Source organism: Adhaeribacter pallidiroseus, assembly GCF_003340495.1.
GTDB lineage: Bacteria > Bacteroidota > Bacteroidia > Cytophagales > Hymenobacteraceae > Adhaeribacter > Adhaeribacter pallidiroseus.
In genome coordinates this window covers 3,706,858-3,733,711 of sequence record NZ_QASA01000001.1, presented here as the reverse complement: position 1 = coordinate 3,733,711, position 26,854 = coordinate 3,706,858, and the positions used below count along the sequence as shown (strand labels likewise).

19 protein-coding genes and 1 pseudogene are annotated in these 26,854 nt (G+C 42.7%); 14 read left to right on the top strand and 6 right to left on the bottom strand.

What is annotated here, in order from left to right; genetic code table 11:
• Positions 1 to 73 precede the first annotated feature (73 nt).
• From AHMF7616_RS14890 to AHMF7616_RS14870, 5 genes and pseudogenes are all read left to right on the top strand, one after another.
• Positions 74 to 1,381, top strand: coding sequence for a DUF2851 family protein (locus AHMF7616_RS14890; RefSeq protein ID WP_115373609.1), 1,308 nt, complete (start codon positions 74 to 76; stop codon positions 1,379 to 1,381).
• Positions 1,378 to 2,673 carry a hypothetical protein gene (locus tag AHMF7616_RS14885; RefSeq protein ID WP_115373608.1) on the top strand — a complete coding sequence of 432 codons (1,296 nt, stop codon included), beginning with the start codon at positions 1,378 to 1,380 and terminating at the stop codon, positions 2,671 to 2,673. The genes AHMF7616_RS14890 and AHMF7616_RS14885 overlap by 4 nt, the downstream gene beginning before the upstream one ends.
• Before the next feature lie 151 nt (positions 2,674 to 2,824).
• Positions 2,825 to 3,457 carry a NeuD/PglB/VioB family sugar acetyltransferase gene (locus AHMF7616_RS14880; RefSeq protein ID WP_115373607.1) on the top strand — a complete coding sequence of 211 codons (633 nt, stop codon included), beginning with the start codon at positions 2,825 to 2,827 and terminating at the stop codon, positions 3,455 to 3,457.
• Between the two features lie 159 nt (positions 3,458 to 3,616).
• Positions 3,617 to 4,569: pseudogene (gene trhO / locus AHMF7616_RS14875) on the top strand (oxygen-dependent tRNA uridine(34) hydroxylase TrhO).
• A gap of 124 nt (positions 4,570 to 4,693) precedes the next feature.
• A complete protein-coding gene (locus tag AHMF7616_RS14870; protein WP_115373606.1) occupies positions 4,694 to 5,566 on the top strand; it encodes a nucleoside phosphorylase in 873 nt (290 codons plus the stop codon).
• 264 nt (positions 5,567 to 5,830) lie between these two features.
• Here the strand turns inward: AHMF7616_RS14870 and AHMF7616_RS14865 are convergent, their stop codons facing one another.
• The gene (locus AHMF7616_RS14865; RefSeq protein ID WP_115373605.1) at positions 5,831 to 6,130 is read right to left on the bottom strand and encodes a hypothetical protein; all 300 of its coding nucleotides are present in this window, start codon (positions 6,128 to 6,130) and stop codon (positions 5,831 to 5,833) included.
• A gap of 229 nt (positions 6,131 to 6,359) precedes the next feature.
• Positions 6,360 to 7,394 (bottom strand): acyl-CoA reductase, encoded by a 1,035-nt coding sequence (locus AHMF7616_RS14860; RefSeq protein WP_115373604.1) that lies wholly within the window; start codon positions 7,392 to 7,394, stop codon positions 6,360 to 6,362.
• A gap of 122 nt (positions 7,395 to 7,516) precedes the next feature.
• Between AHMF7616_RS14860 and AHMF7616_RS14855 the strand changes: the two genes are divergently transcribed.
• Together AHMF7616_RS14855 and AHMF7616_RS14850 are read left to right on the top strand one after the other, a co-directional pair.
• Positions 7,517 to 7,867, top strand: coding sequence for a 4Fe-4S dicluster domain-containing protein (locus AHMF7616_RS14855; RefSeq protein ID WP_115373603.1), 351 nt, complete (start codon positions 7,517 to 7,519; stop codon positions 7,865 to 7,867).
• A 178-nt stretch (positions 7,868 to 8,045) separates the two neighbouring features.
• Positions 8,046 to 8,225 carry a hypothetical protein gene (locus tag AHMF7616_RS14850; protein ID WP_115373602.1) on the top strand — a complete coding sequence of 60 codons (180 nt, stop codon included), beginning with the start codon at positions 8,046 to 8,048 and terminating at the stop codon, positions 8,223 to 8,225.
• A 117-nt stretch (positions 8,226 to 8,342) separates the two neighbouring features.
• Here the strand turns inward: AHMF7616_RS14850 and AHMF7616_RS14845 are convergent, their stop codons facing one another.
• Positions 8,343 to 8,855 (bottom strand): GNAT family N-acetyltransferase, encoded by a 513-nt coding sequence (locus AHMF7616_RS14845; RefSeq protein ID WP_199474242.1) that lies wholly within the window; start codon positions 8,853 to 8,855, stop codon positions 8,343 to 8,345.
• A 425-nt stretch (positions 8,856 to 9,280) separates the two neighbouring features.
• Here AHMF7616_RS14845 and AHMF7616_RS14840 point away from each other — a divergent pair, with 425 nt between their 5' ends.
• The 6 genes from AHMF7616_RS14840 to AHMF7616_RS14810 all read left to right on the top strand — a co-directional run bounded on the left by AHMF7616_RS14840 (position 9,281) and on the right by AHMF7616_RS14810 (position 17,731).
• Positions 9,281 to 9,724: a hypothetical protein gene (locus tag AHMF7616_RS14840; RefSeq protein WP_115373601.1), complete on the top strand. Its 444-nt coding sequence runs from the start codon at positions 9,281 to 9,283 to the stop codon at positions 9,722 to 9,724.
• A 10-nt stretch (positions 9,725 to 9,734) separates the two neighbouring features.
• Positions 9,735 to 10,820 (top strand): toxic anion resistance protein, encoded by a 1,086-nt coding sequence (locus tag AHMF7616_RS14835; protein WP_115373600.1) that lies wholly within the window; start codon positions 9,735 to 9,737, stop codon positions 10,818 to 10,820.
• Entirely contained in the window at positions 10,820 to 11,002 is a 183-nt protein-coding gene (locus AHMF7616_RS14830; protein WP_115373599.1) for a hypothetical protein, read from the top strand. Before AHMF7616_RS14835 ends, AHMF7616_RS14830 begins: the two co-directional genes overlap by 1 nt.
• An 8-nt stretch (positions 11,003 to 11,010) precedes the next feature.
• Positions 11,011 to 11,817: a hypothetical protein gene (locus AHMF7616_RS14825; RefSeq protein ID WP_147275691.1), complete on the top strand. Its 807-nt coding sequence runs from the start codon at positions 11,011 to 11,013 to the stop codon at positions 11,815 to 11,817.
• Between the two features lie 185 nt (positions 11,818 to 12,002).
• Positions 12,003 to 12,641, top strand: a complete 639-nt coding sequence (locus AHMF7616_RS14820; RefSeq protein ID WP_115373597.1) for a hypothetical protein — start codon at positions 12,003 to 12,005, stop codon at positions 12,639 to 12,641.
• A gap of 872 nt (positions 12,642 to 13,513) precedes the next feature.
• The gene (locus tag AHMF7616_RS14810) at positions 13,514 to 17,731 is read left to right on the top strand and encodes a hybrid sensor histidine kinase/response regulator (protein ID WP_115373595.1); all 4,218 of its coding nucleotides are present in this window, start codon (positions 13,514 to 13,516) and stop codon (positions 17,729 to 17,731) included.
• Between the two features lie 187 nt (positions 17,732 to 17,918).
• On the opposite strand, the gene AHMF7616_RS14805 is transcribed toward AHMF7616_RS14810, so the two are convergent.
• Both AHMF7616_RS14805 and AHMF7616_RS14795 read right to left on the bottom strand, forming a co-directional pair.
• Entirely contained in the window at positions 17,919 to 20,876 is a 2,958-nt protein-coding gene (locus AHMF7616_RS14805; RefSeq protein WP_115373594.1) for an Ig-like domain-containing protein, read from the bottom strand.
• Positions 20,877 to 22,130: 1,254 nt separating this feature from the next.
• The gene (locus tag AHMF7616_RS14795; protein WP_115375628.1) at positions 22,131 to 24,329 is read right to left on the bottom strand and encodes a beta-galactosidase trimerization domain-containing protein; all 2,199 of its coding nucleotides are present in this window, start codon (positions 24,327 to 24,329) and stop codon (positions 22,131 to 22,133) included.
• 225 nt (positions 24,330 to 24,554) lie between these two features.
• Here AHMF7616_RS14795 and AHMF7616_RS14790 point away from each other — a divergent pair, with 225 nt between their 5' ends.
• Positions 24,555 to 25,541 (top strand): aldo/keto reductase, encoded by a 987-nt coding sequence (locus AHMF7616_RS14790; RefSeq protein ID WP_115373592.1) that lies wholly within the window; start codon positions 24,555 to 24,557, stop codon positions 25,539 to 25,541.
• A 327-nt stretch (positions 25,542 to 25,868) separates the two neighbouring features.
• On the opposite strand, the gene AHMF7616_RS14785 is transcribed toward AHMF7616_RS14790, so the two are convergent.
• Positions 25,869 to 26,552: a hypothetical protein gene (locus tag AHMF7616_RS14785; RefSeq protein WP_115373591.1), complete on the bottom strand. Its 684-nt coding sequence runs from the start codon at positions 26,550 to 26,552 to the stop codon at positions 25,869 to 25,871.
• Between the last annotated feature and the right edge of the window lie 302 nt (positions 26,553 to 26,854).

Below are 26,854 nucleotides of genomic sequence, written 5' to 3'. Positions count from 1 at the left end.
CTTGAAAAGCAATTAGTTTAGCCTTTCTATGTTTTTTACTTATTATTAATATATACCCTCTGCTTACCTTACCATGACCTCTGCGGCCCCTTTTAAAGAAGATTTTCTGCATTATGTGTGGCAGCAACAATATTTTGATAAAACCCACCTGCTTACTACGCAAAACGAAACGGTGGTTGTGTTAAAACCAGGCTATTACAACACCGATGCCGGTCCGGATTTTACGAATGCCCGCCTGAAAATTGGTCCGGAAGAATGGAACGGTAGCGTCGAAATTCACGTGCAAGCCTCGGATTGGGTAAAACACAGCCACCAAACGGACGCCAAGTACAACCCGGTAATTTTGCACGTAGTTTGGGAAAACGATCAGTCAGCCTACCGCGCCGATGGTACCCAAATTCCCACCATAGCTTTGCGCGGCCGGGTTCCGCTGCATTTAATTAATACGTACCAGCAATTTTTCACAAACCGCGACGTAATTCCGTGCCGGCCGTTTGCCCCCGAAGTACCCGGTTTGATAAAAACCAGCATGCAGGAACGGGTGCGCATGGAGCGACTGGAAGAAAAAGCGCAAAGGGTTTTAACGGTATTGCACCAAACAGGTAACAACTGGGAAGAAACCGGCTATGTTTGGTTGCTGCGTAACTTTGGTTTTAAGATTAACCAGGTAGGAATGCAACGGCTGGCTGCTGTTTTACCTTATGGCGTTCTGAGGCGTCACCAGCACCAACTATCCGCCCTGGAAGCTTTAATTCTGGGCCAGGCCGGTTTGTTAGAGATAACCAATCCGGATGCTTATGTCGCGCAACAGCAAAAGGAGTTTGCGTATCTGCGGCATAAATACGCTTTGCCAACCGGTTTGCAACGCGCTGACTGGAATTTTTTACGTTTGCGGCCGGCTAATTTTCCGCCGGTAAGATTAGCTCAGTTTGCGGCTTTATTGCACCAGCACCCGCACTTATTTTCGGACTTACTGGCTATTCATTCGGTTGCGGGTTGGCAAACGTATTTCGAGGTAAAACCATCCACTTACTGGCAAAATCACGTAGTTCCCGGGCAAAAGACCAGCCGGGCCCCAAAAGGAATTGGTAAAAGCAGTATCAATTTGTTATTGATAAATGCCGTAGCTCCTTTGCTGGTAGCTTACAGTAGATATAAAAACGACGCAAGCTATGCCGATAAAGCCATTGCGTTGTTGGAACAGCTTCCGCCGGAAGATAACCGCGTTACCCGTTTGTACGCCGATTTAAATTTTGCCCATCAATCGGCCGCCGACTCGCAGGCCTTGCTGGAATTAAACCAACAATACTGCGTACCGCGGCAATGTTTGCAATGCCGCATTGGTAATTATATTTTTAAACCCAAGCAACCAGCCTTATGAATTTATTATATGGGCTGGCCAACGTTTTGCTGTTAAGCGGACTTATTTACCTGATCTGGCGGCAACCTAACCCGGCTTTTTTAAAAATGTTTTACTGGCCGGCCTTAATTTTAAAATTATGGGCCGGATTGTTAGTGGGGTGGTTGTACCAGCATTATTTAAGCGGCGGCGATACCTTCGTGTATCAGAAACAAGCCGATATTTTAAGCGCTTATGCCCTGCAGGAACCTAAAAGCTACCTGCATTTTATCTTAACCGGCGAATACCCCAGCGAGTACCTGTATGGTATTATGAAGTACCGGGGCTATTCTAACTCTTTTTTTATGGTCTTGCTGTTGCATTTTTTAAATTTCATCACGCATAATCATTATTATATTAACTGCTTATACTTTTCGCTGTTCAGTTTTTGGGGGTGTTGGCAGTTAACCAAAGCCATAACTAGTATTTTTCCGGTTACGCAAATGGCAGCGGTGCTTGCTTTCCTGTTTTTTCCCTCGGTTGTTTTCTGGTCGTCGGGGGTGTTAAAAGAAAGCATCTTGGTAGGTAGCAGTGCCTTATTACTGGCCGGAGTACTGCAATTTATTTATCTGCCTGGTTCAAAATGGGGTGCCCTCCTGAAAATAGCGGTGGCGGCCTATTTTTGCTTTAAAATCCGGTTTTACTTTGCGGTGGCTTACTTTCCTTTACTGGCCAGTTTTGCTCTGCTGCAGCTTATAAGTCGCAAAAAACATTTTGCGGAAAGTAAAAAACTATTTTTATACGCCGGAGCGATATTAGTTTTGGGCATAGTAGCTTCTTTCTTACACGAAGCCATTACGCCGGCGTATTTTTTTAAAGAAATGATTAAAAGCTACGATATATCTCGGGCTACTACTTCCCGAGAAGCGTTTATTGATTTGCCCGATCTGCAACCAACCTATCAAAGCCTAATTTACTACGCTCCCAAAGCCATTAGCAGTGCAATCTTTCGGCCATTCCTCGGTGAAATAAATACCCCGGAATATGGGTTAGCTGGCCTGGAGAATTTATTAATTTTTGTGATAGCTGTTTTAGCTTTATTTACTTTTCGGCAAAATAAACCGGCAATACCTTTAACTCTGGTGCTATCGCTGCTTATTTATTCGTTGGTAGTAGCGGCTTTAATTGGTTTTTCTACGGCTAACTTGGGATCGGTGAGCCGGTACAAAATAGCTTTTATGCCGTTTTTGCTCTACATCTGGCTCCAAACCGGAGTAAATCAAAAAATAATGCTGCCGATAGAAAATTGGCTCATCCGCCAGTTTAAGGCCTAAGCACCATTAAACCGAATCTTGGAAGCCCGCCTAGAAAGCTGTACCTTTGCCGATTATTCCTTAAAAGAGGGCAAAAGTGAAACGGGTACCGGATGGAGCAAACCATTCTTTATCAACGTATAACTGACAACTTTAAACTTACTACTTATCTATGCAGAATCCTGTCATTATCCTTGGTGCCCAAAAGCTGGGTATCGCGGCCCTCGATATTTTTCAAAGTAACCACGTAATCGTTTACTGCTTTCTGGATGACGAAGTAAAACTGCACCAAACAGAAGTAAATAACATAACCGTAATGGGTACTACCGACGACCCGGAATTTTTAAAAATTTTAGGTAAAAAGTGCGAAGTGTTTGTGGCCGCCGAAGAAACGGCTACCCGTAAAAGCCTGATTAATTTACTCAAAGACGAATACCAGGCTACTCCGGTAAATGCCATTCATAAATTTACCGCGGTGTCGGAGCACGCCTGGTTAGGTTACGGTAATTTAATTAATGCCGGGGCGGTTATTAATGCCAACGCCCGCATCCATAATTATTGCGTTATTCAATCGCGCGCCCTCATCGATTCTGGAGCCGAAATAGCCGATTTCGTGCAAATAGGGGCGGGTGCCGTGGTAAGTGCCGACGTATTGGTGGATGAAGGAGCTTTTATCGGCGCCGGAGCCGTAGTAGTAGCCGGCATTAAAATCGGTAAAAAAGCCCGGGTGGGGGCTGGGGCCGTAGTAGTAGCCGATGTGCCCGCCAACCAAACCGTTTTCGGCAATCCGGCACAAAAAGTATAAAAGCATTGTTTAGTCCAAAAGTCAAACTTTTGAAAACTACAGCTAACACTTTATCTTTGTAAGCATTAAGATTTACTCAAATTTTTAAATTTTAATCTAACAACCAACAACTAATAACCAACAACCAAATTATACACTCGGTCTGAAACCAAGCTTTGTATGAAAGATTACCAAATTTTATTGTATTACTGTTACACCGCCATTGCCGATCCGGAAGCTTTCCGGGAAGAACACCACCGGCTGTGTTTAGCCTTAAATTTACGGGGCCGCATTATTGTAGCCGCCGAAGGCTTAAATGGCACCGTTTCGGGATTGCGGGAAGATTGCGAAAAGTACATGGAAACGGTAAAAGCCGATCCGCGTTTTGCCAAAATTGATTTTAAGGTAGATGCTGCCGATAAACATGCTTTTGCCAAGTTGCACGTGCGCCACAAACCCGAAATTGTGCACAGTAATCTGCACCACATCGACCCGAATAAACACACCGGTATTCACCTGGAGCCGCAAGAATTTAAAAAAATGAAGGACCAGGACGATGTAGTCGTGCTGGATGTGCGCTCCGATTACGAACATTCCGTAGGTCGTTTTAAAAACTCGGTTACTTTGCCTATCGAAAACTTCCGCGACTTTCCGGAGAAGATGGACGAGCTGAAAGAAAAATACAAAGACAAGAAAATTTTAACTTACTGCACTGGTGGTATTAAATGCGAAAAAGCCAGCGCTTTTTACTCGAGCAAGGTTTCGAGAACGTGTACCAACTGCACGGCGGCATTATTAAATACGGTTTTGAAGCCAACGGCGAAGATTTTGAAGGCAAATGCTACGTGTTTGATAACCGGTTAACCGTTGACATAAACAAAGTAAACCCCACCGTTATTTCTAGCTGTTACGTGTGCGGCACCACCAGCGACCGGATGGTAAACTGCGCCAATCCGGAGTGTAATATTCACGTGGCTATGTGCGAAACCTGCGGCGTAACCATGCACGGGGCTTGCTCCGCTACGTGCAAAGAACACCCCAAAGTACGGCCGTACAACGGCACCGGCTATTACCAAAAAGAGCTTAATGGGTACAATCCGTTAAAAGGATTAAAGCGCACCAAAGCCGTTTAATAATTTAAAAAATTACGCAATAAACCCGGTAGATTTTAATATCTACTGGGTTTTGTTTTTTAGATAAACACAAAAGCTATTCGCTCGTACTTTTACCGTACTATACACTTTTAATTAAAAAGCTATGCCGATTGCTGAATCAGAATTAATGTTGAACCCGGATGGGAGCGTATATCACTTAAATTTACTTCCTGAGCATATTTCCGACACTATTTTAACCGTAGGTGATCCGGAGCGGGTGCCGCTCATCAGTAAATATTTCGATTCGGTGGAAGTGCAAATTGCCAAGCGCGAATTTGTAACGCATACCGGCTACTACAAAGGCAAGCGCCTCACGGTTTTATCGACCGGCATGGGTACCGATAACGTGGAAATTGTGATGAACGAGCTCGATGCTCTGGTTAATATTGATTTGGTTTCGCGGGAAATTAACGAAGATCATATTGCTTTGAATATTATCCGGCTGGGTACGTCCGGCGCTTTACAGGAATCTATTCCGTTGGGCAGTTTGCTGGTGAGCGAGTATGCGGTGGGTTTAGATACGCTCATGCAGTTTTACCCATTAGTGCAAACCGGGTACGAAAATACCATCAGCAGTGCCTTGCAGCAAACGTTGCAACTTAGTTTTCAGCCGTATTGCGTGCGCGGTTCGGATATTTTGCGGGAGCAACTGGCCCGCGATTATATTGCCGGTAATACCTTAACCTGCCCGGGTTTTTACGCGCCGCAAGGCCGGGTGCTGCGTTTAGATTTAAAAGATGCCGAACTGATAAATAATTTTACCAACTTTAACGTAGAAGACTTCTGGCTCACCAATTTTGAGATGGAAACAGCCGGTTATTTTGCCTTGGGCCGCATGCTGGGGCACGAAGTCACTTCCTTAAACGCTATTATTGTAAACCGCATAACCAAACAATTCGACCAGAACGCGGATCAAACTATAGAAAAGATGATAACCCAAACCCTGGACCGGATAGCCGCTATTGCAAAAGCTTGATTCGAGAAGTAATCTGTAAATGAAAAAGGAACCACTTATGTAGTTCCTTTTTCATTTACTTGTTTTAATACTTGTAGGGCTTTCGCAAAAGTTGGCATTGAGGATACTACCATTGGGCGAAGCGGTCGTTTGTGCCTTCACAAACAACTTTAAGAACCCTCTTGCAAAAGTTTAAACTTTATAATCTTTTTAATTTAGGTTGAATATCACCTGTTCAAGGCCGCTACTAATAGAATTTTTTAAATTCTTAAATTTACTAGCGGATTAAATATGCTCAATACTTAAAATGCAGCGCAGCGGAATGGAGGTGCCGGATTTTAAGGTAACGAAATCCTGATCGTGAGCCCAAACGGTAGTCTCTACGCGTTTTAGATCGCCATCTTCCGTTTGAAATAAAATATTTACTTTGCCGTGATAGCCGTTGCCCAAAATGGCGGCCCATTTTAAATCGTGCATGCGTTTTACCTGTTCTATTTTGTCGGTAAGCACATCTTCGTGGGCAAATTTTAAATGCGGTATTTGTTCTTTGTCAATTAGGGTTGGGTGCAGATGGCTTGTTTCCATAATCCAGAATAATATATTTTAATTTATATAAATGTAACGCATTCCGGAAAAATCTGAATATATAAAAACTAAGTATTTTCCGAGTTTAAATCTGTATATATACCATTTAACTCCGGAAATGTTAAAAATAAAGCTTTGCGATTAATTTAGAATCCCTAGTACACTAAAAGTAAACAGCCGGTTTATTGAACTGGTTGTTTACTTTTAGTGTAGAACACCTTTCCGCTTTTTACCCAGGTACTTGTTGCAGACTATCCAGGCTTAACAGAAAAGCCATAGTATCTACCTTATCGGCATATTGGTCTACGGTGGGGCATTGCGCTTCGCCGAACGGCACACTGCCTTCGTACCAACCCAGCGCCGAAACAATGCACTGAATTTTCCCGCTTTGGGCCTCTATTTTTTGCTTTAAGTTTTCCTGATCCGTGTAATACTCCAGGTGCAATACCGAAATGGGCGATACCAGTTGCTTATTTTCGGTTAAAAGTAAAAAGCCGTTGTCGTAGTGGGGCGTTTGGTTGATGAGTAAAATCGATTTATTGTAATCGTAATTGTTCGCGTATTTATGATGGTTAAGTACCTCTTTATAAGGTTCCAGAGCTTGCAGCAAGGTATCTACGGTGTATCCCTCGGGCACAAAAAGCTTAGCAACGTTACGGCAGCCCAGGCCATAATACTGAAAAATATCGTTACCCAGTTTGGCTAGTTCCTTCGGGCTTTCAAAACCGGTTAATACAGCCAGACTGCTACGATTTTTGCGAATTATATGCGGTTTTTTAGCGAAGTAATATTCAAAATAACGGGCAGTATTGTCGCTGCCGGTAGCAATAATAGCATCTACGTCTTTTAATAGATCAACAAATTGAACAAATTCCTGAAAACCCGGTTCTATGGTAATTAATTGCTGCAACAGCCATTTAGGTAAAAAAGTATCTTCGGAGCTTAGTTTCGCGTAGAGGAAATTACCGCTTAAAAGTACGGTGAGTAAATCATGAAAGCCGACTAAAGGAATGTTGCCGGCCATTACTACGCCAATTTTGCGGGGTTGTACTGGAACAATGGGGTAATTGGCTAGCCAGTTACGTAATTTGGTTTCGTGGAGCTGAGCCGCTATACTTTCAAGCGCATTGTGTACATTGGTTTCATCGAACCAGGCATTCTGGCGGCGGGCTCCTAGGGCCAGTTCCTGAACCTGTTCCGGCGAAAGATTTTGCAATTGCCGGCCCAGTTGAATAAAAGCCTGCAAGCGATTTTCTAAAGTCATTTATTTATTATTGAGAGATTTCGAATTAAACCGGAAAACTGTTGAATGATATTACGGATTGTTCTAATTTTACCGGCGTTTAGAGTTACAAAATTATATAAAATTTAACAGAAGATACGATTATGGCTATAATGATCACCGACGAATGTATTAATTGTGGTGCGTGCGAGCCAGAATGCCCCAACACTGCTATTTACGAAGGCGGTGTGCAATGGACCTGGGGAGGCGGTACTTCTTTAACCGAAGTCGAGATAGACGGCGGCGAAGTAGTGGCCGGAACAGCACCACAACCTGCAATTTCTGACGAATATTACTACATCGTTTCCGATAAATGTACGGAGTGTATGGGCTTCCACGAAGAACCCCAGTGCGCCGCCGTGTGCCCCGTGGATTGCTGCGTAGATGACCCCGATTACCGGGAAACCGAAGAAGATTTATTGGCGAAAAAAGACTGGCTGCACGCGGCTGGTTAATAGTAAATTTTTTAAAAACAGAAAAGCCTGCTCCTGTAGCAGGCTTTTCTGTTTTAGATGCAGCCGTTTTTTTAAATTTTTTAATTTTCGGCCGATACAATCTAAGAACGGGCTTAAACTTTTATCCGGGATCGCAGTAAGCTTTTAATAAGCAAACAATTTTTAAAAGTATAAACCCATGGCAGACGATAATAAAGGCAAAAAAATAACCGACGATAAAGGCGACGAATTTACCTTCGACGAAACCGCCGAATCGAACGAAAGCGATTTACAGGTGATAGATGTAACCGACGAAGACGAGAAAAAATCAGGCACGGTAACCGACGAAGAACGGCAAGCTTCTTTTGAAATGGATTAAAAATCTGTTTAAAAAACTGGTCCTGTTAGTTAGACTGAGAAAAGCTAAAATTTAAATAAAAGCTGGTTTGCCGGGATTCAGGAGAAATCCAACCTGGCAAACCAGCTTTTTTTAAATTTATGCAATAATTCGAAACCAATAATGGGGTGTTCCGGCATAATCAAAAGTATTCAGGCACCGGAAGCCAACTTTTTCGAGAATTTTCCGGAAGGCCAGGTTTCGGGTGTCGGTCATCGCAAATATTTCTTTCGGGTGCAGCTTAGTAAATCCGTAATTAAGGCTGGCCCGGGCGGCTTGGGTAGCGTACCCTTGGCCCCAATACTTTGGCAGGAAGCGGTAACCCAAATCGTAGTAGTTCGTGTGCTTATTTATTGTTTCTTTGATCAACTTCAGTCCGGCCCAACCCATAAATTCGTTGGTTTCTTTTTCCAGCACGGCCCAGCGCCCAATTCCATTATCTACATATTGTTGTTGAATCATAGCAATGGTTTGCCGGGCTTGCTCCCGCCTGGTGATGGGTTTATTGCCCAGATAGATCTGTACTTCCGGGTCCGAATCTAAGGCAAATATGCCTTCCTCATCTGTAAGCAGCAGTTCTCTTAAAATAAGCCGGTTAGTTTGTATCAGCACAGGTATTGCCTTTAAATTGTGAAAATAAGTTAAGACTTTTCCTCGTGGAGCATTGTTATTGTTTTTGCTCAATCCCGCGTTCTAAAAATTTCTGTTCTGACTGCCTGAAACCGAGAATATTTTTACCGATTTTTTCCGGCTATTTACCGGAAATTTCACCTGGTCCTCATCTGGCTGCTTGTGCTTGTTTTACCGGAAAGCTACCTTAGGTGTATATTATTAAAACAAAGTGTAAAATCATTGATATTACCCCGTTACACGCTTTTTTTGCTTTTGATAAAGCGTAAAATAAAAGCGGAATATAGCAGAAAATTTAAAAAAACAATAGATTGTAGATATTAAGAGGATTACCACAATGCTCGTCCGGGAAACCGCGTTTCTCGTATAGAGATTACTTATTTTTCACGTTTAAAATACATAGATATATGGCATTTGGATTATTTTGGATATTTATTTTAGGAGCTTTACTGGGGTACATTTACGGGTACCACATCCGACCGAAACAACGGTTGCGGCAAGCCGTGCGCGAAGTGCGGGAAAGGTGTGTGGTGGCCCTGGAAGAAGGGAACCGGGGAGTTTACAAAACGGTAGTTACCGATAGTAGCCGCAAATCGTCGGAACTGGTAGTGGAAGTTAAAGAGTTAGCCGTAACCCAGAGCGGCCAGGTAAAGGTGCAGTACTTAAGCGCTTACTACAAAAACCCGGAATTTCGGACCCGTAAAGGCGAGGCGCTGTTAAAAGAAGTGCAAGGTTTACTGGGCGATTATTTGCCTTTAAACGAAATTGAGTGGTACGAAACCAACGAAAGGCACGAAAACATAAAAAAATACTTAAATTCCATTACCTTAACACATTACAACCTACTTTGATACTGAACCAATGGAAGATAAAACAATATCAATCGCCGAAAACAAGGAATTAATCCAACAAAGAGCCCTGGCGCTCTCGCAAACCATTGATCCTACTAAACCCGAAAGTTTAAGCAATTTTGGGGTAGATACCCAACGCAAACTGGGCAATTACTCCAACGAGCTGCTCACCAAAGTAAAAGCCAAAGATTCCGGCGACGTGGGCGAAGCAATCAATGAGCTGCTGTCGCAGATTAACATGATTAAGGTAGACGAAACCGAGAAGCCTGGTTTTTTCTCCCGGTTGCCGTTTGTGAATAAAATTGCCGACAAAACGAAGAAAATTGCCATCCAATACAATTCTATTTCCGAAAACGTAGACGATGTGGTGGTGAAGCTGGAAAAAACCCGCCAAAGCGTACTCAAAGATTCTACCAGCCTGGAGGTAATGTTTAAGCAGGCTGTGGATTATATTTACGAAGTGCGGTCGGTGATAGCGGCCGGGCTCATGAAAATTGAAGAAATTGAAACCGAGCTGATTCCGAAGCTGCAAGCCGAAGTAGAAAACAGCAATCAGGACGAGATTGCCGTGCAGCGCCTCAGCGATATGATCGGGTTTAAAGAACGCCTGGAGAAAAAAGTACACGATTTTAGGTTATCGCATACCATTGCTACCCAATCCATGCCGCAAATCCGGATGATCCAAACGACAAACGATGTGCTGGCCCAGAAAATCCAGAATTCCATTGTAACGGTAATTCCGGTTTGGCGCCAGCAAGTAGCCATTGCTTTAGGATTAGAGAAACAGCGGAAAGCCCTGGAAATTCAAAAAAAGGTAACCGATACGACCAACGAAATGCTGCTCAAAAACGCGCAGCTTTTAAAAACCAACGTGGTAACGGCGGCTCAGGAAAATGAACGTGGCATCGTGGACGTGGAAACCCTGAAAAAAGTAAACCGCGATATGGTAGAAACCTTGGATGCGGTAATTAAAATATCGGAAGAAGGCAGCCGCAAACGAACCGAAGCCGTGAAAGAATTAGCTGCCGTGCAGGAAGAACTAAACCGCAAGGTGATTGGCTCTTTTGGCAAGTCCAAACAAATTGAAATAGAATAATGACGCTGGCCCCGAATACGCGTACCGGTAACCAGGTTAATAACGTCCTGACGGTAGAGCAGGACGTTATTCTGGATCTGTACATTCAAAAATTAGATGCTTTTTTCGAAAATTTAAAAGAATCCGAAAAAATACAGGTCGAAATAGAAACCTTGCATCTGAAAAGAATCGTGACTAAATGATACAATTTATGCGTTCCCTGTTTACCTGGGGAGATTCGGCAGATAACCGGACGGTAATGGGTGCCCCGGTAGACGTGGATTTAAAAACGGTGGCGTATATTAAAAGTTCCAACGATCGGTTAACAGAGCTGAACCAATTAGTAAACCGGTACAAAGGCACGCCGCACGAAGAAAAACTGAAACTAGTTCACGAAAAAACTAAAAAAATCCATGCGTATTTAGTAGAAAAGAAAAAAGTACACGAGCTGGAGCTGTTTCACCTGCAAAATACCGAGCACTTTATCAACACTTTTAGCATTATTCTGGAAGCTTACCTAAAACAGCAGGATAACAGCTACGCGGCCACCAACCGCCATCTGAAGCCCGGCAGTCTGCCGGAAAAATTCCGGCCTATTAAAAACAAACAAAACCAGGAAACCTGCCGCAACATCGAAATGGTAAAACCTGTAACGATGCCGGAAAATTTTTCTAATCCGGTCCGCTCGGCCGCCATTCCGCAGCTAACGGTACCCAGCATTTCGATTAATACTTTTGCTACGGTAACCTATTACAAAGAAGACGCCGACGAAAACTTGCTGGCCCGGGAAATTGGTTATACTTCCAACGATATAGAAAAAGAAAGCTTTTTGCAGCATGTATCCGCTTGTTTCGGCATCCGGGGCATTTCGTACATGGGCAATGCTTTGGTAACTATTGCCAATAACAACGGTACCCAACCTACCGGATTGGTGCCCATTATTCACTGGGAAGGTTTTCTATACGCTCTTAATTTAAACGATTACCGCCTTTTTCCGGTAAAAATTAACCGGAACTAAATAATATAACGTTCTCAGTTTAGCCAATAATAGAGAATAAATGAAACCAGCTTTGCTTACCTCGTTACCTTATCCTAGAGTTACGGAAGTTAAAACACCGGTAATAAATTTAAAATTACTGGCAATTAACCCGCATTTTGCGTAAGTTTAAAGTATAGTTGCACCTCAAGAGTTTAGGTAATTTCATGATAAAATATATTTCGATTATAACCTTGTTGCTGGGTTGGGGCGGAACCAGTTGGGCGCAAACCGCAGAGGCACCCGCCGAATTAAACAGCACGCCGCCCGCTATAGAAACCTCCGTAATCCCCGCGCCGGCAGTTACCGAAGCACAGGAGAGTATGGTTATTAAACCAGTCCGCAAAATCAATTATGGCTTATCCATGGGTACGCAGTTTAGCCCGCTTTTCGGCACGGCTACTTATTTGGAGCCCAGCGTCCTGTTTCCGGTAACCAAACGGTTTAGCGGCTTTGCTTCGGTTAGTATGATTTCGGCATTTAATAATTACCCCAACCGGTTTGGCCAGGAAGCGGGCGTTGGTCCGATGGCTAATCGCTGGAACCAGCATTATATCTTACACGCCGGAGGCAATTATATGGTAAACGACCGGTTAAATTTAACCGGCTCCGTTTGGCGCGATTTATCTAAAAACAGGTTATCGGCACCGGTTAATTTATTAATGCCGGGCGGCACGAATGGCATGTCGATCCGGGCCAGCTATAAGGTAACGGATAACTTCTCGGTATCAGGTGGTTTACGTTATTCTAATGGCAATGCTTACCAAAATAGTTGGTATAATCCGGCTACTAATTTCGGCTATTAACAAGCATTTTTTTTAAAAAAAGGTCTGGTCATATAAATGGCCGGACCTTTTTATTTTTAAATTTTAGGTCATTCGTTTGTCTTGTCTACAATTTTTTCCGGAACGATTATTTTTCTAAAACGACAGCTTGCCTTTAAATATAACAGCACTTAAAAACCTATTAAGCGTATGCTTTCAACAAGATTTTACTCCGCTCCTGCACTTAGATTGTTCTAGGAGTAAACCTGTTTAAGCCAGTTTTTTTTCTATATCTATACCCGGCGATTGAGTTTAAGTATATTTTAAACTAACCTGATGATAGAGATTCAGACGTGTCTAACAAATTAAAAGATTGGTTTGTAGATAGTTGAGTATTCTGTTTTTCCGGTAGTTGGGAGTTGATTCCAGTCTGTAACAACTAAGCTAAAGCCCTATAGTAACCATATTAGAATGTTGTTGTATTTAAAGGGTTAATGCTAGAAAATGACAAAATATCTATTTAATAGATTGGTATCTATTATGTTACCTATTATCATGGGGATAGCTGGCAACATTCTTGACATGAGCCAGCGATTATGAACTTTCATTAAAAGAAATTTCGAGCTTGTTTGTGCATGAAAACTACTGTATTGATAAATTTTAATCTGACTTATAATTTTATTAGGAAAAAGGTATTCCGTAACATTTTTGGGCAGCGGCATATACTTAGAATAGTTAATATCCTTGGCCTTAACTAATAGCAATACGAGTACAGCTCCGGTAAATGTCATGACAAAAAGTTATATCAGGGAAATTAAAGAACCTTCCATTCGGGACTGGCAGCTTATAACTATACTGCTACTTGTTATAATCGAAAGTTGTCTTGTTAAACTATTACTAGGTTGGTGATTAATATGATCAAAAATTACGTTTTATTTTTTTTAAGTATTTGTGTACCAGGCTTGCTTCAGGCGCAGAACGCCGATATACGATTTGCACATTTAAAAAAAGAACAGGGCTTATCGCACAGTACCGTGCGTAGTATTTTAAAAGACCAACAAGGGTTTATGTGGTTTGGTACTCAAGACGGACTTAATAAATACGATGGCAACAAATTTACGGTTTACCGGAATAATCCTAATGATCCGAAGAGTCTCCGTTCGAACGATATTAATTTGGTGTACCAAGATAAGGCGGGTCGTTTGTGGATCGGCAGTTTTGGCGGAGCCTTAAGTTTATACAACCGGAAGACCGATTCTTTTATTCATTTTGTAGATAATCCAGCTAATAATCAGGCGTTAAGCAATAAAGATATAACGGCACTCTGGGAAGATCGTCAGGGCCAGCTATGGGTAGGTACCTACTGGAATTTAAACCGGTTAAATCCTGAAACCGGTAAAATAACTAGATTTGTTGCTGACCCAAATGATACTACCTCTTTAAGTGCATCGGCAATTCTGAGCGTTTTTGAAGACCATCGGGGCAATATTTGGGTGGGTACCACGAACGGATTAAATTTATTTAATCAGAAGACCGGAAAGTTTACCCGGTTTCTGCACCGCAACGATGACCCGGGCAGCCTTGGCCAGAACAAAATAAAGGCTTTGCAGGAAGACGAGCACGGTAACTTGTTGATTGGTCTCGAAAATAAAGGAATCGATTGCTTTAATCCCGAAAAAGGCAAATTTACGCATTACCAGTATAACGCGGCTAATCTTACTTCCATTAGCAACAATAACGTTACTTGTATTACAAAAGCAGAACAAGGTAAATTTTGGGTATCAACGCAGTTTGGGTTAAACCTTTTTGATCCGGATAAAGGAAGGTTTATCCGCTATCTTAATAATCCTTCTGACGAAGGCTCCCTTAGTTCAAATTCTATTCAGACAGCCTTTCAGGACAAGCAAGGTTTGTTATGGGTAGGAACCTACGCGGGAGGCATTAATATATACGATAAAAATTTACCTTTTTTTAAACTGTATCGTAAAAATAATGATGATCCGGCTACTTTAAGTTTTAATGTGGTTACTTCTTTTGTGGAGGATGCAGCCGGCGATATTTATGTCGGTACGGACGGGGGAGGTTTAAATTTATTTAAAAGAGCTTCCAATACATTTGAGCGTTTCTTTACTAAAACATCCATAAATAATTATGGAACCACCCTTGGTTCTATTCTAGCTTTAATAAAATCTAAAAAAAGCAACTATATATGGGTTGGTACTTATGGGGGAGGCTTGCAGCGTTTTGACCCCCAAACAAAAACGTTTAAACAATATAACCTTGATACAAATATAAACGATCCTAATGCGAATGCGGCCTATGCTTTGTTAGAAGATCGCAATCATAACATCTGGATTGCCACCAATGGAAACGGTGTAAAAGTTTTGGAATGGTCAAGCCAAAAGATTGAAAGCTATCGCTTTAAACCAGACGACCCCAATAGTCTCAGTAATGATGCAATCCGGTCTTTGTATGAAGATCGTGAGGGCAATATTTGGTTTGGTACTTACAGTGGAATTAGTGTTTATAATCCGTACAATAAAAAATTTACCCGCTACAACAAAAGTGAACATAACCTAGGCAGCGATGCTGCTATGACCATTTTTGGGGATAGCCGGGGCAATATTTGGGTGGGTACCTTAGGTGGTGGACTCAACCTTTTCGATAAACGCCGGCAAAAGTTTAAGGTGTTTAAAGTGGAACAAGGCGCTCCTAACAATACAATTAACTTTATCAGTGAAGATGCCAACGGTTACCTATGGCTAAGTACCGAGAACGGTATCAGCCGTTTTGATCCCAGAACCAGTACTTTTTCTAATTTTGGCGTTTATAATGGCTTACAAGGTACCGAGTTTCTGACTGGGTCAGGGTTTAGGGCCAGTTCCGGAGAATTATTTTTCGGAGGTAACAATGGTTTTAACATCATTAACCCAGATTATCTTCCTAAAAATGAAAATCGGCCACCCGTAGTTATAACAGACTTTCAATTGTTTAATAAACCCGTTGTTATTGGAGAAAAGGATGCACCCTTAGTCCAACACATTTCTCAGACCAAAAAGCTTATTTTGTTGTACGAGCAGTCCGTTTTTACCTTTGAATTTGCCGCTTTAAATTTTACGGTACCTGATAAAAATCAGTATGCTTATAAAATGGAAGGTTTTGATAAAGGATGGAATTACGTGAATGCTCAACATCGCGAAGCTACTTATACCAATTTAGATCCCGGGCAATATACTTTTTTAGTGAAAGCTTCGAATAATGAAGGTATCTGGAATGAAAGAGTTGCCTCCGTAAAAATTGTTATCAAGCCGCCCTTCTGGCTGGCGTGGTGGTTTAAAGTATTGCTTACCTTGGGCCTGTTTGCTGGTATTTATATTTTCTTCCGCCTGCGTATGAAACTAATTAATAGGCAAAAACTAGCCCTGGAAAAACAGGTGAAAGTCCGGACAGGTGAAGTTCTTAGGCAAAAAACAGAATTGCAGACTCAAGCCGATCATTTAAAAAAGCTAAACGAACAATTACAGGAACAAAAACAACAGGAATATCAATCGCGCCAAGAGGCTGAAAAAGCCAATCAGGCCAAGAGTATTTTTTTAGCTACTATGAGCCACGAAATCCGGACTCCACTAAACGGAATAATTGGCATGACCTCCCTGCTTTCAGAAACCAGCCTTGACCCGGAACAGCGTAACTTTACTGGAATCATCCGCAGCTCTGGTAAAACTTTGCTTTCGGTTATTAATGATATTCTGGATTTTTCGAAGATTGAATCTGGCAAAATGGAGCTTGACCAGGAAGTAATTGATCTACGAACCTGTATTGAAGAAGTGCTGGAGCTATTTGCCGCCAAAGCTGCGCAGCAAAACTTAGAGCTTCTGTACCAACTTGCCTGTGATATTCCTCTGCAAATCGTTAGCGACAGCACCCGCTTAAAACAAATTTTGATTAACCTGGTAGGAAATGCCGTAAAATTTACTCCGCGTGGTGAAATTATGGTGAACGTGAAAAAGACAGAAGAGCGTGAAAATGGTTTGGTGGAATTAGCTTTTGAAGTGCGAGATACCGGAATAGGATTTTCAGACGAAAAAGCCGCGCATTTGTTTAAAGCTTTTTCACAACTCGATTCATCTACAACTCGCAAATATGGCGGCACTGGGTTAGGTCTGGCAATTTGTAAGCGCTTGGCCGAACTTATGGGCGGCACAATTTCGGCCGTTAGCCAACCCGGGGTAGGAAGCACTTTTCGGTTTACAATTTTAGCTCGGCAAAGCGGTCAAACGTATCAGACGTATGCACCTGCTAACCCGGCTGAGTTAGCCGGCCGCAGAATTTTAGTAGTAGATGATAATGCCACGAACCGACAAATTCTGGATAAGCAATTAACTTACTGGAATTACATCCCCGTATTAGCCGAATCGGCTAAAGAAGCGTTGAACTTGTTGGCTTTAGAGGCTTTTGACCTGGTAATTACCGACAGGCACATGCCCGATATTGACGGAGTAGAATTAGCATATGTAATTAAAGAGAAGTATCCCCAATTAGCACTTATGCTGTTAAGTTCTATTGGCAATGATGGTGACGCCAAATCTACCGGCCTTTTTAAGAGTGTATTAGCTAAACCATTAAGGCAGCAGCAATTACGGCAAGGAATTTTAAATAGCTTGCAACCAGAGCGGATCATAGAAAAACCATCAGTTACCGAAAGTAAACTATCGGAGTGCTTTGCAGACCAGCATCCACTCCAGATTCTGGTCGCTGAGGATAATCCAATTAACCAGATGTTTGCCCAATTAGCTTTAGAAAGGCTTGGCTACAAAGCTGAGTTGGTTGAAAACGGCCGGATGGTTTTAGAGGCTTGGCAAACCACCCGGTTTGATACTGTTTTAATGGACGTGCAAATGCCCGAAATGGACGGTTTAGAAGCCACCCGGATTATACGGTCTAAAGGAGAAAGCGATTTTGATCAACCCTATATTATTGCCACTACGGCCAATGCCATGAGAGAAGACGAGCAAGCTTGTTTACAAGCCGGCATGAATGCTTACATCAGCAAACCTATCGATGTAGATGAGCTCATGCAGGCCTTGCGGAAAGCGGCAGCGGCCATACAATTTAAAAAAGCAAGGCAGTAATGTAAGAATGGAATTTAGTGTGCTGTAAACAAGAATTTTTTAAAATTAATCAAAACTATATCACCATTCACTCAAACTGCTAACTAAAAATAGCCGGCGTTTTTAGTTTTAGTATCTTGTTATTCAATAAAAATAAAAAAAACTACCGGTTTAGTGGTAGTCTTTTTTGCGTACAATTGAAAAAAAACTATTGAACAAGCAATCGGGTAAGTTTTTCGCCGGAGGCAGCAGTGGCCCGCAGGATGTATACTCCCGGATTTAAATGCTTCTCTACATGCAACTCGGTGCTGGCATTGCCTTCGTGGCTGGCAGTAACCAGGGCAGTATAAATGGGCAGACCGGCTAAATCGTACAAAGTAAGCGTGATTTCTTCGTTAGGCGCAAAGTTTTTAGCTTCGGCAAAGATGGCATCTTCGGTAGTAGGATTCGGATATACCTCTAAGGATTGTTCTTTTACTTCGCTGGCCAGGAAGGTCGCCGAGCTGCTGCTTGCTCTTTGCACCGGCTTTAATAAGGTAATGCGTGGTTTTCCATCGCCGTTGCCATCGTAGTATTCCGATAAATATAAATTCCCGGTTTTAGGATCTTCCGTAATATCCAATGGATTGGCAAATGGTCTTCGAAAGCCCGGAATTTTAATGCCTTCGGTGGCCCGTACAATGTTTTTACTGGTGCCACCCGGCTCCAGTACTATAATATCATCGCCTCCGCTAAAGCGGCAAACCAAGAGCTTGCCTTTAAGTTTGCCATCAAAGGCATTGCTCTTGTATTCAATCACGCCATTCGGCGACATGTTCAACCCGAAATCCCAAGCCCAACCGCGGTAATTAGGCTCTTTAGCCGTACCTACTTTGTAACCAAACGTTTGGCCGTTAGCTTTCCAGACTACTTCTCCCGGATCAACACCTGCTGTAGGGTTACCACCGTTTAATATAAATTCTTTCCGTAGAATATTGGGGTGGCCGTAATAACCGCCTTTTACAATCCGGAACAAATAATCATTTTGCGTATCCCGTACGTTGTTTATGGCCGGAACGGTAGCCCCGGTGTAAGTAGTACCATTAGCCCGCTTAACACCCGAAGTTAAAGCCGGAATATTACCACCGGCCGCAGAGCCGTTACCCGGTACGTATAATTGTCCGTTGGAGTGCCAGATTAAATCAAAAGCATTCCGGACACCGGTGGCGTAAATAGTTAGAGGAGCGGTGCTGGAATAAGGATTATAGGTGCCTCCATCTTGCGTTTTTACGTTAATAGGCAAGGTTTGTCGCTGGGCTTTAGCAATATCTAAACGCAGAATGGTTGCGTTTAAAAGCCGCTCCGGGCGATTTCCCCAGGCCCCATCGGCGGCACCCATGGCTGAATTACTGCCTTGCGGAAAGTAAATCGCTTTGTCGGGCCCAAAGGCGATGCTGTTGGTAGCATGATCTTTGTAAGAACGGGGCAAGTTAATTACATAATCTTTTACCTGGGGGGCAGACGGATTGTTTAAAACAATGCGCGAAATTTTACCGGACCAATCCGGCGCGTTTATAAAGAGCGGCGACGAATGGCTGATCCAGGCAATTAAATTACTACTCGTGGCCGCAGGATCGAAGGTAAGTCCAATTAACAAGCGTTTAGCTGAGCCAAAAGGAGAAATGGTTACATGATTGGTAATGGTACCGTCCGATTTTATATCCCAACGTTCAATTTTACCATTGGAGGTAGCTCCGTAGAGCCGGTGGTCTGGGCCAACCACCAAGGTGGTAAAGCCATACGCTCCAAATGAATTATCAAGCAGCGTTTTTTCGGTAAAAGCTATGCCATCAGCATTACTGGGAGCCACTCCGGAAGTAGAAAACCGGGAAGTAAACGGAATAAAAGCATTTCCTTTATCGTCTTTTACTTGGTCGGTAATTTGAAATTCGTAAACAGTATTCCGGGTTAAGGTAGCCGATAAGGTAATAGCATCACCAGCAGCGGAAGAATTAACAGCGGTACCGCCCACCTGGGTTTTAGCGCCGGTAGCGCTTACTTTGTATAATCTTACCGTAGCTGTATTCACGGTATTTCCGTTTATAGAGTTACCTCCCGGGTAAGCTAAATCTACCGAGATAGATCTATCGAGGGCTACATTAATGGCACCATCGGCTGGTCGCACCTCCGTGACGTACGGTCTTTTACTACCCGTGCTGCCCGGCTTTACGGCCACCAGGTAAGTGTTTTTAGAACCGAGTGCCGGGCTGGCCAGGTTACCCCCCAAAGTTACTTTGCCTGCGGCGAATGATTTCCGGTACACTTGTAAATAACTAATCCGCGGATCGTTGATGCCAACTCGGTCGGATGTTTTTTCCCAACTGCTGAGCCAGGCTGGTAATCTGGTAGCTAAAGGATCGTAGCCCACGTACACGGTGGCATTTTGGCTGATGTAGAAAGAAAGAACCGCAGCAGCCGTTACAAATTTATCATCGTTGGGAGTTTTGATAAAAGTGGAATTATTAAGGGTAGTAGTTACGGAGGTAACCTGATAATTCCGGTCGGTATATAAAGTAGTACCTTTAACTAATTTGCTCAAAGCATAACTATTGCCAGTAGTAGCTTTTATATTGCTTACGAAAGACGAAGTAGGTGGCGGAGTACTGGCTTTTATGGTAAAGCTAATGGTTGAAGATTTACCGGGAGTACCGCTGCCGTTCTCGCCGGAGTAAGGCATAGCGGTTATGGTATACTTACCGGCTTTTGGTATCCAAGCATGATAATCACCGCTGTTTTCGCCGAATACTGCATACGGAGCGGTGCTTTCTGTTTGGTTATCAGACTCGATACCCGAAACCACAAACCGCACACTACCTACGTCAGAGGGTGAAGTATTGGCCCGGATGTTCAGATTTTTGGTAGGTAAGGTAGCTAAATCAATGGTGGAGCCGTCTGTAATAGTTCGAATGGCACTTTCGTTATCGGCATTAATCAAAGTAAAACTGCTGATCTCTTCCCCGGCAAATAGCACGGAATAAGACTTCTCCGTTATTACTTTTACAGGTGTTTTTTTAAAAAAAGGTGCTGCCGGTGCTTTAGTTTGTAAAAAAAGAAAGATGCAAATAAAAGCAACCCGCATTAGAAACTTACTGGTGCACCAATAATTTAAGGTAAATCTTTGTTCCATTATATTAAAATTTTATAGGTTTCATACAATTTTGAATAACCCTGAATTCGAAATCCTAAAAAGGAAAGCAAGCAAATACAACAGGCACGGCTAGGGCCAACTAAATAGATGCGCTTAAAATAAGGAGCAATCAGGAAGTTTGGTCGCTAAAATCTCTTTGCTCAAACAGTAAGATAATCTGGTACATAAGCCTGACATATTAAATTTGAAAGCAAACAAGAGAAGCTATTTGCTTCAAATACCAAGAACAGGGGAGCTTGGCTTCTGTCCTGAAAGTTCCGTATGCATGAAGGTAACTTACATGCATTTGACATTTTAGGATAGAAGTAGTTTGTTGCGGAGATAGGAAGAAAATTTTTGACTCATAACAAAACAATTTAATTAGAAAACATAATCTGTAATACCAATTCTCCGGAAAAAGCAGGCCTGCCCGAGCCCGGGTCAAGAGTTACGTTACTAAGTAATAAATCTTTTTAATTTAAAGGGCAGCGCTCATCCAAAGTTTAATTGAGCAGGATTCCTTTATTACATACCCTGACGTTTTAAAATGCAACCCTAAATGTTAAAAATTTAAAATTGGGGTTAGTAAGATGAACGCCGAGAGCAAAAGAAATTACCGCTGATTATTAGCTTTATCTAAGAAGGACAGAAAAATAACATAATTGAGAAAATTTCTAAATGATACGCGATTGCAATTTTATTTTAAAACCTGTTCTATTTATTACTTTTAAGACTAAAGTAGATAGTGCTTAGAAGGGCTGAATTTTAAAAAACCAGAGTAATACGGAGAGTCGCCAGGAATAGCAATCTGACTTACATCAAGACAGATAGATCGGGAAGCACCAAATAATAACATTACAAAATAGACTAACTATCATTAGGGAATCAGGCCATTTTCTGTTTTCAATTAAAAGAACACTAACACGAATGTTTCTATTTGAGAGCAGAAACTACGGTCCTGATAAATAAAATCTGTTTCATTAAAAAGCATCAATGGTAAAAATTTTGTTAAAATTTTATTGCCTTTAAAGCTTATATGGCGCTGCAATATAAAATAAAATACTTTTGCTGGTACAAAAAAAAATTAAAAATTTTATATAAGTGGGCTCTTTTGCGCGAGTGTCCGAATAAACCAGCCTTAGTATTGTTTCCTTTATTTGGGCTAGAACTCCTTTTACCCAGGTGCCTTATTGCCGAGAGCAGGATTATTGAAAATTGTACTTTAATTTTTTAATTTATTGTAAATCAATAGTATTAGGTTAAATCTAAAGCTATTATTTCGTGAGCGGTTAATTGGTTTACTTGTAAGCTTATCATATTATTTTTAAATTCATAAACCGGTTTCTGTTCACTTAAGAGCAATTGCACCTGGGTTACTTTTTTGTTTTGCGGCACCCGGATTTTTACCTGAACATCTACCGGAATGAGTTCCCGGAACGGTGCTTTTAACATCATAGGGTTCGTGAGGTTTACTAAATGTACCGTTAAAGAGCTTTTTTGCTGCCAGGTAGTTACATCCATAATCCCAGGTCCTGTTACCTCCACCATCGGGTCTTCGTTTAAAGCCCATCGGAAAGTATTGCGCAGCAGTTTACCATGGTCCGAACTCATGTATTGCCAGAAAGTACGGTCGAGGTCGCCGGGGAAATAGGCCACGCGGCCTTTGCCTCCTTCGCGCAGGTACAGTTCCCGGGTAGTAGTTTCCGGCTGGCGCGAGTACAAATCTTCCATGGGTAAATCGGGGTAAGTAGGTACTAAGGTAACCGGACTCGGGAAAGTAGTTTTGGGTTGCACTTTTACTTGATGAGTGGTATTTATAATCTGGTAGGCATCTTCTAAATCTTTTAATACCGGATGATATTTACCGGAAGCAGCCTCGCTTTTTAAGCGTAGGTAGCTATTTTTCATGGGGCCTTCTACGGCTTGGTTGTAGCTTACCCCAAATATATCGGCTAAACCAAAATCCGGTAGTTGCTGGCCTGCTTCGTCGTAGAGCGAGGTTTCATAAGTGGCTACCAGGCTGCCGCCATTGTTTACGAATTGCCGCAACTGCTCGCATTGTTTTTTAGAAAGAAACGCAATGTTAGGCAGGATGAGCAATTTAAAGGGCTTCAGGGTGACGGCATCTAATAATTGGTCATTCACCATTTCAAAAGGCAGCCGGTCTTCTATTAGCGCGTGGTAAATGCCGTTGCCATGATCGGCGTAGTTCTTCTGCCAGGCTTTTTCGCCGTAGTTTTTAGCAGTTTGTTCGGAATAGACCACTCCCACGCGCGCCAGGGGCGCGGTGTTGCGCAGGTATTTTTCGTTTTTGTAATAGCTTTGGTACAATTGCTCCACAGTGGTAAGCCAGCGTTTATCTTGTACTTCGCCGCCAAATTTTACAAAACAAGGCAGTAAACCGTTGGCGGTACCTTCCGACACCCAGATTTTAATTTCGGCATTATCCTGCACCGAAGCTTTCCAGCGGTATTGTTCTTCGATGCCCACCCCAAAAATACCGACCTGGTGTTTCATGCCCATAGTGGCCCGGAGCTCTTTGGCGTGTTTGCCATTCGACCACGGCGGAATGGTGCCGGTGCGCTGTTGCTGGTCGGCGAAAAAGAAGTCGGATTGTTTGCCAGTGGCGAGCTTATCCGGAAAACCGTTGGGAATAAAACGGGAAGTAAATTTTTGTTTCCGGATTTCGCTGTCCCATAAAAACCACAGTTCCCGCAGCCGTTCGGTGCGCCAGGTTACGTATTGGCGGTAAGCCGGATCGTTCTTGTCGCCGGGAGCCATGGCGGTACTGTTGTTTACCGCAATGGTCGGGGGTAGCTCGTAGCCGGAGTAAGCCTTAAAGCTGGGTTTGCAATGTTCGCAGTAGCAAATACCGTGGCCCGACCAGCGGTTCGAGAAAATAGCGTCCGGTTGGTAGCGGGTCATTATTTCCTGGTTCACCTGCTTCATAAATTCAAAATTGTAAGGTCCCAGAGCACAGGTTACCCACAGTTCCGGGTTTGCCCAGTGCTGCCGTTTCTCGCCGTTCGCATTCGTATGAATCCAATCGGGGTGCGCCTCATACATTTTTTGACGGGCCGCGTGCGGATCGGTGCGTAAGATAATCGACATGTTCATTTTTCGGCAGCCATCTACCATGTAACCGAGCATGTCTTTATCTTTCAGCCAGGCACTCCGGTAATGCAGCGGTATTTGGGTCGGGTAAAAGGCCACACTTCCGCCCGCGCTTAACAAAACCCCATCCAGGTGCAAACGTTTAAAATAGTCCAGCCAAAAATCCGGGTCGTATTTCTCCGGGTCGGTTTCCACGAAGGCCAGCTGCGCCCAACGCATCGAACGATTGAACCAGGGCAATTCTTTCGGCTCTATTATTTTGGCTAAAGTAGCGGTACTGGCCAGGGCATAAGCGCCGCCCACTACAGCAGTGGTTTTGATAAAACTTCTTCGGTGCATAAAGAGGCAAACGGTTTGGGCAAAAACTATATTTGCACCCAAAGTATACACTTTAGCCGGCAATAAAAATACTTTTGCCTGCTATTAAATCGCTCTTATTTTTAGAAGAGCCAATAAGTTAAATTCTATAAAACCATCTATATGTTATTGGATTCGTACAAGCTTGAAAGTAGATATACCCGATAAGGGGGCTACAAAAATTTTAAAAATTTTAAAAAAACACGTATGCAATACCGAAAATTAGGAAACAACGAGCAGTTGTCGGCCATTGGGCTGGGCTGCATGAGCATGAGTCACGCCTACGGGGTACCCGACGATGAAGAATCGATTGCTACCTTGCACCACGCTTTGGATCTGGGAATTAACTTTTGGGATACCGCCGATGTGTACGGCAGCGGTAAAAACGAGGAATTAATTTCGAAAGTACTGGTACCCAACCGGGACAAGATTTTTATCTCTACCAAGTTTGGCTTTACCCAGGATGCCGGCGGCAACATGGTTTTTAACGGTTCCCCGGCTTACATGCGCCAAGCTGTAGAAGCCAGCTTAAAAAGATTAAAAATCGATACCATTGATTTGTACTATGCCCACCGCATCGACCCCAACGTACCGGTAGAAGAAATGGTGGGTGGCATGGCCGAACTGGTAAAAGCAGGCAAGGTGCGTTATTTAGGTTTATCCGAAGCTTCGGTAAGTTCAATTAAAAAGGCGCACGCGGTGCACCCGATCAGTGCCGTGCAAAGTGAATATTCGCTGTTAACCCGCGATGTAGAAAATAATGTGTTACCGGCTTGCCAAGAGTTAGGAATTACCTTTGTGCCGTTTAGCCCTTTGGCCCGCGGTTTAATGACCAACACCTTAAATTTAAGCGAGCTGCCGGATACTGATTTCCGGAAAAAACTGCCGCGCTACCAACAGGAATACCAGGACAATAATCAAAAACTGGCTGCTGCTTTTGCCGATTTAGCTACCCAAATGAGTTGCTCCCCGGCGCAATTGGCTATCTCTTGGGTGCTGGCCCAAGGCGAAAACATTATCCCGATACCCGGTACCAAAAAACGGGACAAACTAACCGATAACGCCGGCAGCGTAGACGTAAAATTAACCGACCAGAACCTGCAACAAATAGAAGAATTGTTAGCTAAATACCCCAACACCGGCAACCGCTACGACGAAGCCAGCGAGAAAATGGTGGATCGGGATAGTAAATAAGCCAAAAGCATTTGCGCGGATAAATGTAAGGATTGGTATTCCCACTAATTATCGGGTTGCCCATGTTCTCCGTTTTATTACTTAATATTATAAAAGTCTTTTTGGGAGGAGGTTTAGCCCTTATGTTCTCCTGAAAAATTAATTTTAAATTTTTAGCCTAAAGGTGCTAGAATCCTTCCTGCATTTTAATGCTTTTCTGCTCCCAGCTTGTCGCTGGGAGCATTCTGGCCAGTTAGTTTTCCACTGGTGAAGCTTTAATTTTATTAGCCGAACGAGTGTTATGTTCCGGATAACTCGATAAAGTTGGTTCTCCTGTTAATTTCCGCGTTAATTGTCGCAAGAAATACTTATAAAGTTAAATGCATCAAAAGCGGCCGGAATAACGCTATTTTTAGCTAAACCTTGCATCGCAAACAAACCAATGTACTTAGGTTGTATGTCTAAATCTTTGCTGACGGCTTCTTTAAACGCAAAATTCTCCATTTCTCCTGTTGTATATAAAAAGCGATAGTGATTTCCTTTTTTTTCAATTTTAAGGGCCGATTTCAAAAGATTTTTTCTGACCAGGGGTTCCTGATTTGGTTGGATCGTAAAAAGCGGTAAATGCGCAATTTCTTCCGGTTTAGTTTTACTTCCACTTTCGGATGAGCTAATGGCTTGAATAATTATTTCGGGAAAATTTTGGTATCCCCCGAAATAATCATTGTAAGAAATGGAAAGCCTGAGCATTTTACCGGTAAACGAAGCGTCTTCAGAAAGTATAATTCCCGCTTGCTGCCAGTTTTGTTGCGGGAAGAAATTTGCCAAATGTACCTCCGAGGTAAAACACTCCGCTGCTATTTCTCTTATTACTAAGTTTTTTATTCCGGCCGGGTATTGGGTATTTCCCCAGTTGTCACCGGTAAGGGTATATAAGGAAAGATACCCAGGTTTTACGTTGCGTTGCTTCCACCAGGCCGCATCAATGGTTTTAACGAGCCAGCCCCTGCTTTTTAAAGAATCTTCCTGCACCGAATTAAAATGGTCGGTAAATATTTTATTTTCGTTCCGGGGTAATAAAAAGTTAAGCCCTACTAATCCAAGAGTTATTATTACAGTAATACTAAAAATAATACGGATTTTCTTCTGGTTTATAGGTAAACGCTCATTGGGAAAATTCTCATTTTTTAGTGCGTTAGCCGGATACTTGCTTTTGTATTGAAACCAATATTGATAAGGGCCATCTTGGGCCTGCCTTTGTGCTTCGTCGGTATAAGGGGCCTGAAGAACATACCGGGCAAGGGTATCTAAGGTCGCTACAGATGGATTCTCTT